This window comes from Providencia zhijiangensis, from assembly GCF_030315915.2.
Classification (GTDB): domain Bacteria; phylum Pseudomonadota; class Gammaproteobacteria; order Enterobacterales; family Enterobacteriaceae; genus Providencia; species Providencia zhijiangensis.
Genome location: NZ_CP135990.1, coordinates 1,493,968 through 1,508,714, shown reverse-complemented (window position 1 = coordinate 1,508,714; position 14,747 = coordinate 1,493,968). Strand labels below are relative to the sequence as shown.

Sequence of the window (14,747 nt, the reverse complement as noted above, 5' to 3'; positions counted from 1 at the left end):
AAACAATGATCACTGTTAATTCCTAAATTGACGCTATAGTATGGTATGAGTGAAGACCAAATCACAGCGAGGTGGATCATGTGGCAAGCGATGAATCGTTTATTAATTGAACACTTTGGTGAGGCAGAGCTGCGAAATAAAGTGATTCTTTCTGGTGGGGATATTCATCACACCTTAAGAATCGATTATGGCGAGCATACAGTGTTCGTAAAACAAAATCGCCGCGAGTTTCTCCCTCTTTTTAAACAAGAGGCAGAGCAGCTTGAAATGCTAGCGAAAAGCCAAACTATCACCGTTCCCAAAGTCTACGGCTTGGGTAGCAACAAGCACCATAGCTTTCTTCTCCTCGAATACTTCCCGTTAAAACATTTTGATAGCACTAATGCATGGCACTTTGGTCAACAATTGGCGCGATTACATCAATGGGAAGAACAGCCAAGTTATGGGTTCGATTTTGATACTATGCTCAGTACCATTGTTCAACCAAATGGATGGGAAAAACGTTGGAATACATTCTTTGCAGAAAAACGTATCGGTCTTCAATTACAAATTGCATCTGAAAAAGGCATGATTTTTGGTGATATTCAAAGACTGGTGGATATTGTTAAGCACCGTTTATCCGGCCATCAACCTCAACCTTCTTTATTACATGGGGATCTGTGGCCTGCAAACTGCGCAGTCACCAACCAAATGGATGGCGTACTCTATGACCCGGCCTGTTATTGGGGTGATCGGGAATGTGATATCGCGATGCTGCCATTATATAAAGAAATTCCGATTCAAATTATTGATGGCTACCAAAGTGTTTGGCCATTACCAACGGGCTTTTTAGACAGACAACCACTCTATCAACTCTATTTTTTACTCAATCAAGCCAACATGTTTGGTAATGAGCAAAGCTATCTGCATGCTCGCAGCATTATTGATAATTTATTAGACGACGAATAGCAGCGAATCAATTAGACGAAAATAAGAGATGCACAGCAGCGGAATAAATACCGGTGCTGTGCATTTTTTATGGTGGGGAAATATCAACATGATGGGCACTATCAACATAATGAAAGGCCAACATAATGAAAAGCCAACATAATGAAAAGCGGCCTACATTATGAAAAGCTACCTACATGATAAAAAACTACCAATTCAGAAGTTTCAATGCAAAATAAATGGCGATCCCTAAAACAATCGGCCAGAAATACATCAAAAAGAACTGTTTGAAAATAGTATGTCGAGGAATAGTGACTTTGGATTCTAACTCTTCTTTAGTCACTTCACTGCCTTTTGCATTTTCAAGAATGACATGATCTTCAATGCTTTCGCGAATGAATTTAATTTGTCGATACATGCGTAAGCCTGATGCGCTTAAAGCAAGCCCCACAAAGATAAAAATAAAAATAACAAAAAATCCGATGCAGCTACCTGAAAAACCATGGCTCACTTCAGGGACTGGTGAATTATTCCAGAATACATTGAGAAACGGCGTGCTTTGTCGAGTCATCTCCGCCATTAATTTAACAAAATCATTGGCAACTGCGTTAATACCTTCGCCTTGAATTCCTTTCAGAGCCGCTAATTTAATTAACGATGTCAATGTGGAAATTAACGCCACAAAAAATACGATCCAGCCCAAAATACGTTTGCCAATCGCAAGAGAATTTGCCTTGTGGTAATTCATTACAACTATTCCTTAAAGTTTTTTTCTACGCTAATCATAGCTGATAATATTTGCTGGCTCCAAATTTCTATAAAAAAATGATAGTTAAAAACCGAGTTTCGGATTATTCAAAGAGTGAATCGAATCTACATCAATAACTAATCTCAAATTTTCAATAAAATCATGTGATAGCACAGATATCTCTATAACCCCAAGTCATAGCTTGTTAGAATCGTTTCAGAAACCAAAATGACTGTGATTAAAGTACAGCGACAATCCCCATACCCTATTTTTAAGCGGGTATCTAAATGAATGGAGTTTGCTATGTATCATAAATTACCTATCCAATCTGTCATCTTTGACATGGATGGTTTGCTGATTGACTCGGAACCTTTTTGGGAACAAGGGGAAGATGAAGTTTTTGCAGAGTTAGGCGTCGATTTATCCATTAAGCACACTCTTCCTGACACCCTCGGTTTACGTATCGATCACGTTGTTGAACTTTGGTACAACGCATCTCCTTGGCAAGGTTGTAGTTTAGAAGCAACAAAACAGCGTATCATTGACCGCGTCATTGGTTTAGTGGAAGAAAAACGCCCATTACTGCCAGGTGTACAGCATGCACTTGAACTGTGCCGCTCAATGGATCTGAACATCGCTTTAGCCTCTGCGTCTCCGGATTATATGCTGGAAAAAGTGCTGAACTTATTTGATATCCGCCATTATTTTTCTGCCGTCGTTTCAGCAGCAGACTTACCATTAAGTAAGCCTCATCCCGAAGTGTATTTAAAAGCCGCGGCCGAGTTATCCACCAAGCCTATCCATTGTGCTTCTTTAGAAGACTCCTTTAATGGGATGATTTCTGCAAAAGCGGCGAGAATGCGCTCTATCGTTGTACCTGATAGCAAGCATTTCAATGATCCTCGTTGGGGTCTGGCTGATGTTAAAATCGCCTCATTGAACGATTTACGCCCAGAAAATTTACGTTAATCTTAAAGACGTTAACGAAACACGATTTCCCTTACGTTTTTCACGTAGGGGAAATTTCAAAAAAGTATAAAAACCTACGGTTATTAACTAATAAATAAGAATTTTTTTAACTCTCCCCTACTACCATATTTCCTGCAAACCCTTTATACTGCCCGCCTACTGTATAGATAAACAGATGGTATTTTATCCACCATGACTGCTGAAGGGCATCTGCTTTTTTCCGTCGCCTCACTTGTAATGGCTCATAAATTGCAAATTACCCCAGAGTTCGCTCAGGGTGATTGGCTGCATATGGTGCCAGGGGTGTTGCTGGGTGCCTTATTGCCGGATATTGACCACCCTTCATCTATCCTCGGGCGGCTTTTTCGCATTATTTCATTACCGATATCAAAACTGTGTGGACATCGCGGGTTCACTCACAGCCTGATTGCTTGGCTCATTTTACTGATCAGCAGCTACCAATGGCTACCTCACTATTGGGACTTACCTAGCGACCTTATCCAAGCGTTCTTATTAGGTTATATGAGTCATTTAGTGGCGGATATGCTGACCCCATCTGGAGTACCTTTTTTATGGCCTCTACCAACACGTTTTTGTTTTCCCATCTTACGCGGTAAGTCCAGTAAACGCGGGGAACGCTTTATTGCTGTGCTTTTGACCGTCTGTGCGGTCTTAATTCCAACGGGTCATTCCGCTGATTGGTTCCAGCAAATTGAAAGCGCACTAAATTATTTTAATAATCAGATAAATATACACTTACCGACAAAAAGCTCACTTTTGTAATATACTGTAAGCATGAATCAACCTAAATTATAACTTTTGATTATAAGTAATGACTAACTTCAACTGATATCATATAACCAGTTGTTAGAAGAAATGAAATCCTTATACCTATTAAGGATTAACAACAAGAATCATTATGTAAAATAATTACAATTTGGAGTGCGGAATGAATATTCCTCTGATTATCAATGTGCTGATTTTCGTAGCACTATTAATACTGTTAGCAAAACTCGGATCGAATGGTTGGAGCCTGTCCAAAAAAGTTTTACTGGGTCTCGTATTCGGTGTTGCTTATGGTGTCGGACTTCACCTCGTGTATGGTTCCGGTCACCAAACGGTAAAAGACTCCATTCTTTGGTTTAATATCGTCGGTAATGGTTACGTTCAACTGTTACAAATGGTGATTATGCCTCTGGTGTTCGCCTCTATTCTGAGTGCGGTCGCTCGACTTCATAAGGCATCTTCTTTAGGGAAAATTAGCTTTTTAACCATTGGCACATTGCTGTTTACCACAGCCATTGCGGCTTTAGTGGGTATTTTGATCGCAAACCTGTTCGGCTTAACCGCTGAAGGTCTGGTTCAAGGTCAATCTGAAACTGCACGTCTAGCGGCCATTGAAACAAATTATATTGGTAAAGTCTCAGATTTAACGGTTCCTCAGTTAATCCTGTCCTTTATCCCGAAAAACCCGTTTGCGGATTTAACGGGTGCAAGCCCAACATCTATCATTAGTGTAGTTATTTTTGCTGCCTTCTTAGGAGTAGCTGCGCTGCAACTGTTTAAAGATGATAAAGAGCGCGGTGAAAAAGCATTAGCGGCTATCGATGTGATGCAAGCATGGGCAATGAAACTCGTTCGCTTAGTCATGCGTTTAACCCCTTACGGTGTAATGGCGCTGATGATCAAAGTGGTCGCAAGCTCTAACTTAGCCGATATCATTAACTTAGGAACTTTCGTCGTCGCGTCCTATGTTGCATTAGCTATTATGTTTGTGGTTCACGGTATCTTAGTGGCAACAACAGGCTTAAACCCAATCAAGTTCTTTAAGAAAGCAGGTCCAGTACTGACATTTGCATTCACTAGCCGTTCGAGCGCAGCCAGTATTCCACTGAATATTGAAACGCAAACTCGCCGCTTTGGTGTGCCAGAATCTATCGCAAGCTTCTCGGCTTCTTTCGGTGCAACTATCGGTCAAAACGGTTGTGCGGGTATCTACCCTGCGATGTTAGCCGTGATGGTCGCACCAACTATGGGGATCAACCCATTTGACCCTCTGTGGATTGCAACCTTAGTCGGTATCGTAACTATCAGCTCTGCCGGTGTTGCTGGTGTGGGTGGCGGTGCAACCTTCGCCGCACTGATTGTACTGCCAGCTATGGGATTACCAGTCACGTTAGTTGCGCTGTTAATTTCAGTCGAGCCTCTGATTGATATGGGTCGTACCGCTCTGAACGTGAGTGGTTCCATGACAGCGGGTACCGTCACTAGCCAGTTAATGGGCGAAACGGACAAGTCAATCTTCAACCAAGATGACGACGGTGATTTAAAACACGTTTAATCGTCCTAATCTCCTAACACTCATTGAAACCTGCCCGTCAAACGGCAGGTTTTTTTGTGTCTGCTATTTTCCATTCTCGATATGTCATCAAACTGCAACAGCTTGAAATTTTTACTTTATTTTGACTTTATTGGAAATACAGGTCTTTTACTCTAAAAAATATTGCCAATACGTAAAGCCGCGTAACATAATAGCGGCTGAGCAACATTTTCTTAGGCCTCCTGCCTGTGTTGCGTCTCCCGTTTCCTACGGGAACTATCAACTTCATTGTTAGATTTTTTATATGACCAATATTATTCATATACTAAAAACTGATCCTTCAGATAACCCCTGTGTCAGCTGTGGTGCTTGTTGTGCTTACTTTCGCGTCTCATTTTACTGGGCAGAAGCAGAAGCTGGCGGTGGTTCGGTGCCTCAACATTTAACAGAGCAAATCACCCCCTTTATGAGCTGCATGCAAGGTACAAATCAAAAGCCGAATACCCGCTGTACTGCACTTGGTGGCACCGTCGGGGAATGTGTCTCTTGCTCTATTTATGAACAGCGCCCTACGCCATGCCGAGAATTCGAACAATCGTGGCATAACGGCATCCACAATGAAGCCTGTGACCGTGCTCGCGCAGCCTATGGTTTACCTCCTCTCGAGCCACAGCAACCGCAAATCGCGTGCTAACCGTCAATGACCCAGATATTTTTCTGGGTTATCTTCTTTACCCTCTCACGCCCTTTCCTACGTAAAATAATCTCATTATTTTCAATAAAATGTGTAAAGAAAGGATAAAACGTGCAGGAAATATGGAGCTTCAGTCAAAGCAGGTAAAAGCCATTGCGAGGGAAATCTAATTGATGAATTATCCTCTCATCACGTTAATGAGGAGATAAAAGATGAACAAATTAAACCAAGGTTTACTTGCTGCCGTTTTACTGTCTGTCGGCTTTGCTGCCGCAGCCGCTAATGTTGATATGAACAAATCACCACGCCATCACGGTGGAAATCATCATAATATGGTGTATAGCGTGACTGAACAAACCACCAAACCGAATGAAACCTTGAAAAAACTGGCGAACGATACGCCTAAAATTGAAGATGGCAAACGCTACATGGTGAAGATGTCTGTCGTGGAAGTACCTGAATTCAAACCAGCACAACCGATGCCAATGCCGGTTCCTGCTACAGCACCCGCAGCTAAATAATGAATGAATCAACCTAAACCATAGGCTGTGCCTGTTACACTGATAACATCAAACTTTTGGCATTGTTAATTAAAAATCAGTATCTTAATAGACACAATAACGTTTAGGTATATCCCTAATTTTAGCCCCTAATGCCATAGGGGCTTTTTTTTAACTAAAATAACCAGCGCAATAGCGCTGTGACTATCGCCGCCGACAAAACAATCACAATAAATGGCTTACGGTACCAAGTCAGGATACCTGCCACCACCACCCCAATTATTTTCGGTAAATCCGATAATTCATTACCTGAAAAGAGCGTTGAGGTCATCGCGACTGAAAATAAAATCACAATGGCGGCAGCTGAAAATAGGGCTTTATTTTGTTCTGTTAAATTGACCCGCCCTTTTAGCAATGCGCCGGATGCCCGCATTAAGTACGTCCCAACCGCTAAAATGAAAATCCCACTGACGATTAACCAAGGATGTTCCATCATCATGATTTCCTTATATAGATAACTAAACTCAACAAAGCCAGTAAAACGGGGATCCCCGCCGGTAATACCGGTGTTGCTACCACAGCAATCACAGCCCCGACTATCGCCGCGAGTCTTAAGTGCTTATCTTTCAATGCGGGTAAACTCAGCGCTAAGATAATGGCGGGAAACATGGCATCCATCCCTAGCGCATGGGTATCTTGAATAAAGCTTCCCAGAATTTCTCCGATGACCACACCGACAGGCCAGCAGATTAAAATCCCTAATCCGCATAACCAAAATGCGGCGGTTTTCTCGCGTTCACTATCTTGCGCCAAGCCAAAAACCACACTTTCATCATTCATAATGTGATATCCCAGCAGCGACTTTATCCCTTTTCCCGTTAATTCACTGACGGCAAAACTAAATGGAATATGGCGCGAGTTGACTAATAGCCCAGCTAAGGCCGCAGACAGCGGGCTTCCCCCTGAAAATACCACGCCAATAAACAGAAACTCGGATGCACCCGCTAGCACAAAAATGGACAGCATCAACGGCACCCACCAATCAAAACCTTGTGAATGGGCTAATGCACCGTAGGAGATCCCCACAATTAAGTCTGCAATACACACCAGTGCAATATTTTTCACTGTGCTATTATGGAGAATAGAAAACTGAAATGAAGATGCCTGCATAGAACGACCGTTCGATATAAAAAACATTCGTTCATTATGTCGTTACTTTAGGCTAAGTGCAATCAAATAGGATGTTAAAGTTGACCTTATTCACGCCCCCTATCGAATTAATCTCAAAATCATTGGCTTGTGAAAGGCAAAAAAGTGGGCTTTCTCTCTCTGAACTTGCGCGTAAAGCGGGAATAGCTAAATCCACACTATCCCAATTGGAAGCCGGTAGCGGCAATCCCAGCATTGAAACCCTATGGGCATTATGTGTTGCTCTGGATATCCCTTTTTCCCGTTTAATTGAAGAAAAACGCGCAGCAGTGACGGTGATCCGCCATGGCGAAGGCACCCCAGTAAGTGCAGAGCACGCCAACTATTTGGCCTATTTGCTCTCTTCTGCGCCCTCTAATTCTCAGCGAGATATTTATACGGTTATCGCTCAACCCGGTCGAGACCGCGTTTCAGAGCCCCATATGCATGATGTCACTGAGCATATTATTTTGATGTCAGGTCGAGCATTAGTTGGACCACTCGACAACCCTGTTGAGCTCAATGTCGGTGACTATATTCATTATAGAGGTGATGAACCCCACATTATGCGCGCGCTTGAACCCAACACCATGGCAGTCATGGTGATTGATAAACAGAATTAATTAGCCCAATAAGCTGGAGGATTTGCTGTGAATTACTATCAAGAAATAACAAACAAAGTCGCCTTATTGCTGGATGAAAACTCCGTTCATAATATGAATGAAATGCTAATGCAGCTTTCTCATGATGATAAGCTTACCCAAGAACAACGCTTCGAGCTGCAACAACGTCTTAGAGACGCTATTTTTGTTCACCATAATTCGTAATAAAATTCCCAATTAGCGTTTAATTAAATGGGATTTGGCGGTTCATATCTCGATTTAAAATACAAAAGAAAAGCCTGAGCAATCTATTTATTGCTCAGGCTTAATTTAATAATCGATTATGATGTCGTGAAACCCGAACAGATTATTTACTGCATTAAATCTCATTCTTTTATTAAAACTTATCTTGCTGCAAATAAGACCACGCATATTGCGCATACAGTTCTGCGCCTGATGCCATCACATCTTCATCAATATTAAAACAGCCGTGGTGATGCGCCCATTGAGTATCTTTTTCTGGGTTACCTGAACCTAATAATGCAAAACACCCCGGAATGTTTTCCATATAAAAGCTGAAATCTTCCCCGCCTGGTGTGGGTCTTTCTGCCATTAATGCATTTTCACCAAACGCTTCACTGATCACCGACTGCGCCAATAATGCACTGCGCTCTTCGTTAATCACAGGCAGCGTACCATAGATATAATCCACTTCAGCGGTAGCGCCGTACATTGCGGCAGTATGTTCGGCATAACGACGGATCGCCGCTTCAATGCGAGTACGGGTTTCAATGTCAAAGCAACGTACCGTTCCATCCAGTACCGCATTTTCTGCAATCACGTTAAATCGGGTGCCCACGTCCATTTTTCCGATAGTCACAACGGCTGAGTCTAGCGAAGAAGTTTCACGGGAAACCACCGCTTGCAAATTCATCACAAATGATGAGGCAACGATTGCAGCATCAACAGTCGCTTCCGGCATCGAACCGTGTCCACCACGCCCTTTAAATTTCACGACCAATAAGTCCGCAGAGGCGAATGTCCCGCCGACATTACACGATACTTTTCCTGAAGGCGTCGTAGACCAAATATGCATACCAAACACGTTGTCGACATTATCCACCGCGCCTTGTTTTACCATCGCTTTAGCGCCCTGCGCTATTTCTTCAGCCGGTTGAAAAATCAGGCGAATATTTCCTTTCAACTCATCGCGCACTTCATGTAACGCTTTGGCTGCGGTTAATAACATCGCAGTATGTGCATCATGCCCACACGCGTGCATCTTCCCTTTATTTGTCGATTTATACTCAAGGGAATCATTCAATTCCTGAACGGGCAATGCATCGATATCCGCACGTAAGGCAACCGTCTTTCCGGGTTTACCGCCTTTAATGTCCGCAATAATTCCGGTAGGTTCAGTGAGGCGATACTCAATACCAATTTTTGCCAATTCTTCAGCAATACGCTTCGTGGTTCTCACTTCTTCAAAAGGCAATTCTGGATGTGAGTGAAGGTCGCGACGAAAAGTAATCATCGCTTCTGTGTGTTTTTTAATGGATGCTGTGATGCTGTTATTAACCATTGTCCTGTCCTTTTTCTATTCTTTTCGCTTTATTAAACTATTATTTTTCAGCGTGTTAAATTCTAATATTCTATTTATCGTTATGCCGCAACAGGCACAATGTAGGCGACCATAATCCCCGCTAATACCACGGAAACCATCGTGACAGAGATAAAACCACCAACTAGCATTGGCCCTAACATATGGCTAGTTAAAATCTGACGCTCCTTTTCATCTTTGGTCAGTGCATTAATGGCTTCATTGGTAATGATATAATCCGCAGGGAAACCATACAGTGCCGTCAATGAGACCGCGAAAGCCATCTCCTTTGATACACCTAGAATTTTTCCAACAATCCAAGACGCGATAAACATGCCGATGACCGCTGCCACGATCAACACCACCATTGGGTAGACCAATCTCAACAACATATCTGGTGTCGCATGATTTAACGTATCAAAGATAAATAGCATTAATGCCATGATAGCAAAGCCAAAACCGTTCGCTTTTTGCAATGGCTGCCTTTCTAAAAAGCCCATTGACGAGGCAATAACACCAAATAATAAGCACAAAACAAAGGGACTGATACTGACATAAGGCGCGGCAACGGTAGAAACTAAATAGGCGAGATACCCCACCACCACTAAGCGTAAAAATTGGAAATAACTGGTGTTATAGTGACTCGGAATTCGCTTGAACATGCGAGGCATCGCACTTTCAGATGCCAGTGTTTTGACTTCCACATCATCTGCACCGTCAACAGCCAATGACTCTTTCCATGTACCACTGCGATATTGCTCAAGCACGCGGCGACCTTCACGCTTCAACATAATGGCCGTTAGCGGATAACCGGCAAAACCTTGCATTACATAAATTAAGATGGCAAATACCGAGAGATCCACCAGCCCAGCTTCCGCGGCACCTTTTGACATAATTAATGAAGAGACAATGCCACCGACTAATGGCGGGATTGCCACTAATACTGTATTTAAATCAAATAGCGCTAAACCTACCCCGTAAATAAAGACTATGATCCCCAAAATACCGGATAACGAAATTAAGATAGTCTTCCATTGGTGTAAAAGTTCTTTCAATGAGAGCAATGTACCCATATTTGTAATGAGTAAATACATCAGCATCACGGCGACAACTTTTGGTATTCCCGCAATGCTCACAATATCTTTAGGAAAGAATGTCCAATAACCTAAAAGGAATAATACCGCGCAAACAAACACCGATGGGATCCACGCTTTTGTTCGTACTGCAATGGCATCCCCGATGTACAGTATCCCGACAATTAATAACAGAGCTAACATTTGTGACATAAGTTTTTCCCCGCATTTATTATTTTTATTTATTTCTGTTTTAGTTATTTAATCCATTAATTTTGATATGTCAGATTTATTCATTCAAAATAAAGAACGAAATAAAGCCAAATGGCACATATCCATCCAAGCCATTACATTTAAACAACAATTTCATCATAACATTGAATAAATAGATGTATAGATTAAGTTACAGTGTAAGCTTGAAAATACACTAGTAAAAAATCGTAGATTAAAAAGTCATATATGAGGGGATAGAATGAAAATACAGAACGATTATTTCGTATTTAGAACTGTTTTTAATAGGATATGTTTTATGTGTTATATTTGATGATAATTCATACTTTTTCAGTGTAGGGGAAACGATAAATTTATAATCTATTGCCCTGCAATATATTTTTATGCTTTCACAATTTTGATGCAGTTATATCATGATAAAAAAGGCTCATTATCATAGTTAGTAATATATTCTGCTTTATTTCGCGATCCTCTTTTTTTGCTCAAAATAGAAACAAAAATCGCCTATTCACATCCGCAAATAGGCGATTAATCGTACGAAAATAATAGATGGGAAATAGATACTTAATTAAAGCCCATTATCCTTGAGAGAGCATGTTATGGCACAACATACCGAGTAAGGTAAATAATAAAGCGCCGAGAACATGAATTGCGATTGTGCTAAATGCCACCACCAACTTTCCTTCTTGCAACATCACCAACACTTCCAGAGAAAATGTTGAAAACGTGGTGAATGCGCCACAAAAGCCCGTGACAATAAACAGTTTATAGGCGGGATTAATATTCGCGCTCGCAAAGTAAGAGACAGCAAAACCAATGATAAAACCGCCAACTAAATTGACGAAAACAGTACCAAATGGAATGTGAGGGTGCAGGTTATTCAGCTTTAACCCAATCAACCATCTTAACCAGCCACCTAAAACGGAACCTAAAGCAATAGAAATGAGAGATGCGTACATTGCCACTTTCCTTACAAGTTAGATGGGAATAAATGCAAGGAAAAGCTCCTGCAGACATTTATGCCCTAAATTCGGGCACATAACCTACGTGCCCATTCAAATGAAAAGGTTTACGTAGGCATCATCAGTCCACATCAAGGACGGTTAAACTAGGAGGAATGCCATCTCCTAACAAGACGTTGATTAAAATAATAAGGCAACTATTTTCTTCATGCAAATCTAATTTGCCAAGCCTATTCCAGATAACGCGGTGTCTATTTACCCTAAATTGGCGCATAATACCCGCAATATCGATAATAGAATTAGATGGATTAGGTCAAATATGGAAACAAAACAGCCCTTATTACAACTTAAGAATATCGGTTTTCAGGTTGGTCAGAAGATAATTTTAGATAATGTGCAAATTGACCTATACCCCGGTGAATTTAAATTGATCACGGGCCCTTCTGGTTGTGGCAAAAGTACATTATTAAAAATTGTCTCTTCACTCATCCCACCAAGTTGCGGTGAAATCCTCTTTGCCGGCGAAAACATCAACGCAATTGCGCCAGAGAAATACCGCCAAGAAGTCTCCTATTGCACTCAAACTCCTGCACTTTTTGGCAATACCGTGTATGACAATCTCTTTTTTCCTTATCAAATACGCAATCAGCCATTTGATAAGCAAAAAATCCTTGATGATTTAAGCTATTTTTCACTGCCGGATACCATACTAGAAAAAGGCATTAATGAGCTTTCAGGCGGAGAAAAACAGCGGGTCTCATTGATCCGTAATTTGCAATTTCTTCCGAAAATATTATTACTGGATGAAATCACCAGCGCCTTAGATGAACAAAATAAAATCAAAGTGAATGAGCTTATTCATCAATTAGCGGTCAAGAATAATATTGCCGTCCTCTGGGTGACTCATGACCAGGATGAAATTGGCCATGCTGACGATATTATTACCCTCCCCATACACCATAGCGAAAAATAGGAATTAACCGTGCATCAACCTACTATTTCCAATGAGTCGCTCGCCTTTTCTATCATGTTAGTCTTAGTGGCTATTTTTATTAGCCATAAAGAGAAACTCTCTCTTGAAAAAGATATTATCTGGAGTACATGTCGCGCCATTGTTCAACTATTAATTGCCGGCTATATCCTCAAATATATTTTCCATGTCGACCATAAAGCACTCACAGTTTTATTGGTGCTATTTATCTGTTTTAACGCCGCGTGGAATGCCAAAAAGCGCAGTAAATACCTCGATAAGCTATTTCCAACCGCGTTAATTGCGATTACTTCAGGTACGTTTTTAACCTTGCTGGTATTAATCCTCACTGAAGCCATCGCGTTTACCCCAATGCAAGTGATCCCAATTACAGGGATGATTGCCGGGAATGCCATGATTGCCGTCGGACTTTGCTTCAATAACTTAGGACAGCGCTTTAATAGCCAACAACAGCAAATTCAAGAAATGCTCAGTTTAGGGGCGACGCCTAAAATTGCTTCAGCATCCATTATTCGCGAAAGTATTCGCGCATCATTAATCCCTACGGTGGATTCTGCTAAGACGGTTGGGATCGTGAGTTTACCTGGCATGATGTCAGGGCTTATTTTTGCGGGAGTCGATCCTTTACAGGCAGTTAAATACCAAATTATGGTGACATTTATGCTGTTAGCGACAGCAAGTTTATCCACAATTTTGGCTGGGTATTTAACCTACGTGAAGTTTTATAATCAACGCCATCAATTGCGTTTAGATGCTTTAAATAAAAACATTAACTAGACCAAATCAGGCTTAACATTTCTGCCTTAAGCCTGATTTTATTTTGTTTTTCCGACCATGACAGGCATCACCTCAATAAGCTGAGGCTGGCTTTCTCCCGATTCTATCAAGGTAAAAATTTGTTCTAGCATAGCGGGAACATCCTGTTTAACCATCTCAATATCATTCCCAAGTAATGCGACAAACGGATCCCAGTCAAAACACCCCATCGGCGGCTGATGCGCGCCTGTGTGCCCCTCTTTCATTAACCACCTCATCACTCCTTCTAATGAGATAGTCGAGTTGACGAATAGCCCACAAAGTTCAATATATTGAGGGTCTTGCGGAGTGTCTTTTTGTAAAAATGAATGCTGCGAAGAATATGTCGAGAGTGCCCGTTCGGCTTTTTCTGGCGCATAACCACAAGTCAAAATATGATGTTGAGGAACCTCTATATTCAAGGAATTATGAGCATCGATAAATCCTCGAATTCGCTCTCGAGTGTTATGCTCCTCTTCTCGCCCTCCCACAAACACCAGTGATTCTGACGATGCGGCTCGTTGCTGCCTTTGGCGCAAAATATTGAGCGTTAACTGCTTTGCACCATGATAATTATCGGAAATCACCGAAGGTGCCAAGGTGCCGGGTAAGTCTAAATTGAGTGTCGGTACACCTGATGCGTGGCAGATTTGTGTAATTTTATCAGGATCGGTTGCCCCCGTTGATATCAACCAATCCACTTGATATGAGAGCATTGCCTTTGCGGCTTCTAACTCTAATTGAGGATCACGGCGTGTACAGGTAATGATAGGAAATAGCCCACGTTCACGCGCCATCTCCTCGAAATGCTCCACAATCGACCCAAAATAACGGTTATCGTATTTAGGAACCAACATCCCAATAATTTTGGATTTATTACTACGTAATAGACTCGCTTGCTTATTCACCGAATAGTTTTGCTCCTGCGCTATTCGCATAATTTTTTCAGCTAATTGGGCACTAATACGTCTTTTTTGCCAATTTCCATTCAATACAGCGCTAACGGCACTGGCTGAAACCCCTGCCAATTCTGCAAGGTCATAGATCGTGGTTTTCTTGTTTTGTCTGATCTTGCTCACAAATTTATGCCTCCATTTTTTCCTAGCTTGACACCAAAGCGTAAAAGTCGCAATACTGCTCCATCGAT

General features: G+C 41.6%; 17 protein-coding genes and 1 riboswitch. Of the genes, 10 read left to right on the top strand and 7 right to left on the bottom strand.

Going from position 1 to position 14,747, the window contains the following annotated elements; genetic code table 11:
• The first annotated feature begins 78 nt into the window (after positions 1-78).
• Positions 79-948, top strand: a complete 870-nt coding sequence (locus QS795_RS06830) for a fructosamine kinase family protein (RefSeq protein WP_286269551.1) — start codon at positions 79-81, stop codon at positions 946-948.
• 187 nt (positions 949-1,135) lie between these two features.
• On the opposite strand, the gene QS795_RS06825 is transcribed toward QS795_RS06830, so the two are convergent.
• On the bottom strand, positions 1,136-1,675 hold the full coding sequence (locus tag QS795_RS06825) for a YniB family protein (protein ID WP_154604089.1): 540 nt from the start codon (positions 1,673-1,675) through the stop codon (positions 1,136-1,138).
• Between the two features lie 303 nt (positions 1,676-1,978).
• On the opposite strand from QS795_RS06825, the gene hxpB reads away from it, so the two are divergent.
• The 5 genes from hxpB to QS795_RS06800 all read left to right on the top strand — a co-directional run bounded on the left by hxpB (position 1,979) and on the right by QS795_RS06800 (position 6,179).
• Positions 1,979-2,644, top strand: coding sequence for a hexitol phosphatase HxpB (gene hxpB / locus QS795_RS06820; RefSeq protein WP_132494803.1), 666 nt, complete (start codon positions 1,979-1,981; stop codon positions 2,642-2,644).
• 192 nt (positions 2,645-2,836) lie between these two features.
• Positions 2,837-3,427 carry a metal-dependent hydrolase gene (locus QS795_RS06815; protein WP_154638928.1) on the top strand — a complete coding sequence of 197 codons (591 nt, stop codon included), beginning with the start codon at positions 2,837-2,839 and terminating at the stop codon, positions 3,425-3,427.
• A 166-nt stretch (positions 3,428-3,593) separates the two neighbouring features.
• Entirely contained in the window at positions 3,594-4,985 is a 1,392-nt protein-coding gene (locus QS795_RS06810) for an L-cystine transporter (RefSeq protein ID WP_154638929.1), read from the top strand.
• A gap of 283 nt (positions 4,986-5,268) precedes the next feature.
• A complete protein-coding gene (locus QS795_RS06805) occupies positions 5,269-5,658 on the top strand; it encodes a YkgJ family cysteine cluster protein (RefSeq protein WP_036950513.1) in 390 nt (129 codons plus the stop codon).
• Positions 5,659-5,870: 212 nt separating this feature from the next.
• Positions 5,871-6,179 carry a hypothetical protein gene (locus QS795_RS06800; protein ID WP_154604091.1) on the top strand — a complete coding sequence of 103 codons (309 nt, stop codon included), beginning with the start codon at positions 5,871-5,873 and terminating at the stop codon, positions 6,177-6,179.
• A 154-nt stretch (positions 6,180-6,333) separates the two neighbouring features.
• On the opposite strand, the gene QS795_RS06795 is transcribed toward QS795_RS06800, so the two are convergent.
• Together QS795_RS06795 and QS795_RS06790 are read right to left on the bottom strand one after the other, a co-directional pair.
• Positions 6,334-6,657 carry an AzlD domain-containing protein gene (locus tag QS795_RS06795; protein ID WP_154604092.1) on the bottom strand — a complete coding sequence of 108 codons (324 nt, stop codon included), beginning with the start codon at positions 6,655-6,657 and terminating at the stop codon, positions 6,334-6,336.
• Positions 6,654-7,328 (bottom strand): AzlC family ABC transporter permease, encoded by a 675-nt coding sequence (locus QS795_RS06790; RefSeq protein ID WP_318627100.1) that lies wholly within the window; start codon positions 7,326-7,328, stop codon positions 6,654-6,656. Before QS795_RS06790 ends, QS795_RS06795 begins: the two co-directional genes overlap by 4 nt.
• Positions 7,329-7,399: 71 nt before the next feature.
• Between QS795_RS06790 and QS795_RS06785 the strand changes: the two genes are divergently transcribed.
• Together QS795_RS06785 and QS795_RS06780 are read left to right on the top strand one after the other, a co-directional pair.
• Positions 7,400-7,969, top strand: coding sequence for a helix-turn-helix domain-containing protein (locus QS795_RS06785; RefSeq protein WP_286269431.1), 570 nt, complete (start codon positions 7,400-7,402; stop codon positions 7,967-7,969).
• A 27-nt stretch (positions 7,970-7,996) separates the two neighbouring features.
• Complete coding sequence (locus QS795_RS06780; protein ID WP_108479034.1) at positions 7,997-8,173, top strand: DUF2526 family protein; 177 nt, start codon at positions 7,997-7,999, stop codon at positions 8,171-8,173.
• A gap of 172 nt (positions 8,174-8,345) precedes the next feature.
• On the opposite strand, the gene QS795_RS06775 is transcribed toward QS795_RS06780, so the two are convergent.
• The 3 genes from QS795_RS06775 to crcB form a co-directional block, all read right to left on the bottom strand.
• Positions 8,346-9,530: a M20 family metallopeptidase gene (locus QS795_RS06775; protein WP_286269429.1), complete on the bottom strand. Its 1,185-nt coding sequence runs from the start codon at positions 9,528-9,530 to the stop codon at positions 8,346-8,348.
• An 80-nt stretch (positions 9,531-9,610) separates the two neighbouring features.
• Positions 9,611-10,834 (bottom strand): hypothetical protein, encoded by a 1,224-nt coding sequence (locus QS795_RS06770; RefSeq protein ID WP_154604096.1) that lies wholly within the window; start codon positions 10,832-10,834, stop codon positions 9,611-9,613.
• Between the two features lie 596 nt (positions 10,835-11,430).
• Positions 11,431-11,811, bottom strand: coding sequence for a fluoride efflux transporter CrcB (gene crcB, locus QS795_RS06765; protein ID WP_006659423.1), 381 nt, complete (start codon positions 11,809-11,811; stop codon positions 11,431-11,433).
• Between the two features lie 108 nt (positions 11,812-11,919).
• A riboswitch (Fluoride riboswitch) is annotated at positions 11,920-11,989 on the bottom strand.
• Between the two features lie 144 nt (positions 11,990-12,133).
• On the opposite strand from crcB, the gene fetA reads away from it, so the two are divergent.
• Both fetA and fetB read left to right on the top strand, forming a co-directional pair.
• A complete protein-coding gene (gene fetA / locus QS795_RS06760; protein WP_154638931.1) occupies positions 12,134-12,787 on the top strand; it encodes an iron efflux ABC transporter ATP-binding subunit FetA in 654 nt (217 codons plus the stop codon).
• 54 nt (positions 12,788-12,841) lie between these two features.
• On the top strand, positions 12,842-13,582 hold the full coding sequence (gene fetB / locus QS795_RS06755; protein ID WP_154638938.1) for an iron efflux ABC transporter permease subunit FetB: 741 nt from the start codon (positions 12,842-12,844) through the stop codon (positions 13,580-13,582).
• A 38-nt stretch (positions 13,583-13,620) separates the two neighbouring features.
• On the opposite strand, the gene QS795_RS06750 is transcribed toward fetB, so the two are convergent.
• Entirely contained in the window at positions 13,621-14,679 is a 1,059-nt protein-coding gene (locus QS795_RS06750) for a LacI family DNA-binding transcriptional regulator (RefSeq protein ID WP_286269423.1), read from the bottom strand.
• Positions 14,680-14,747: the final 68 nt, after the last annotated feature.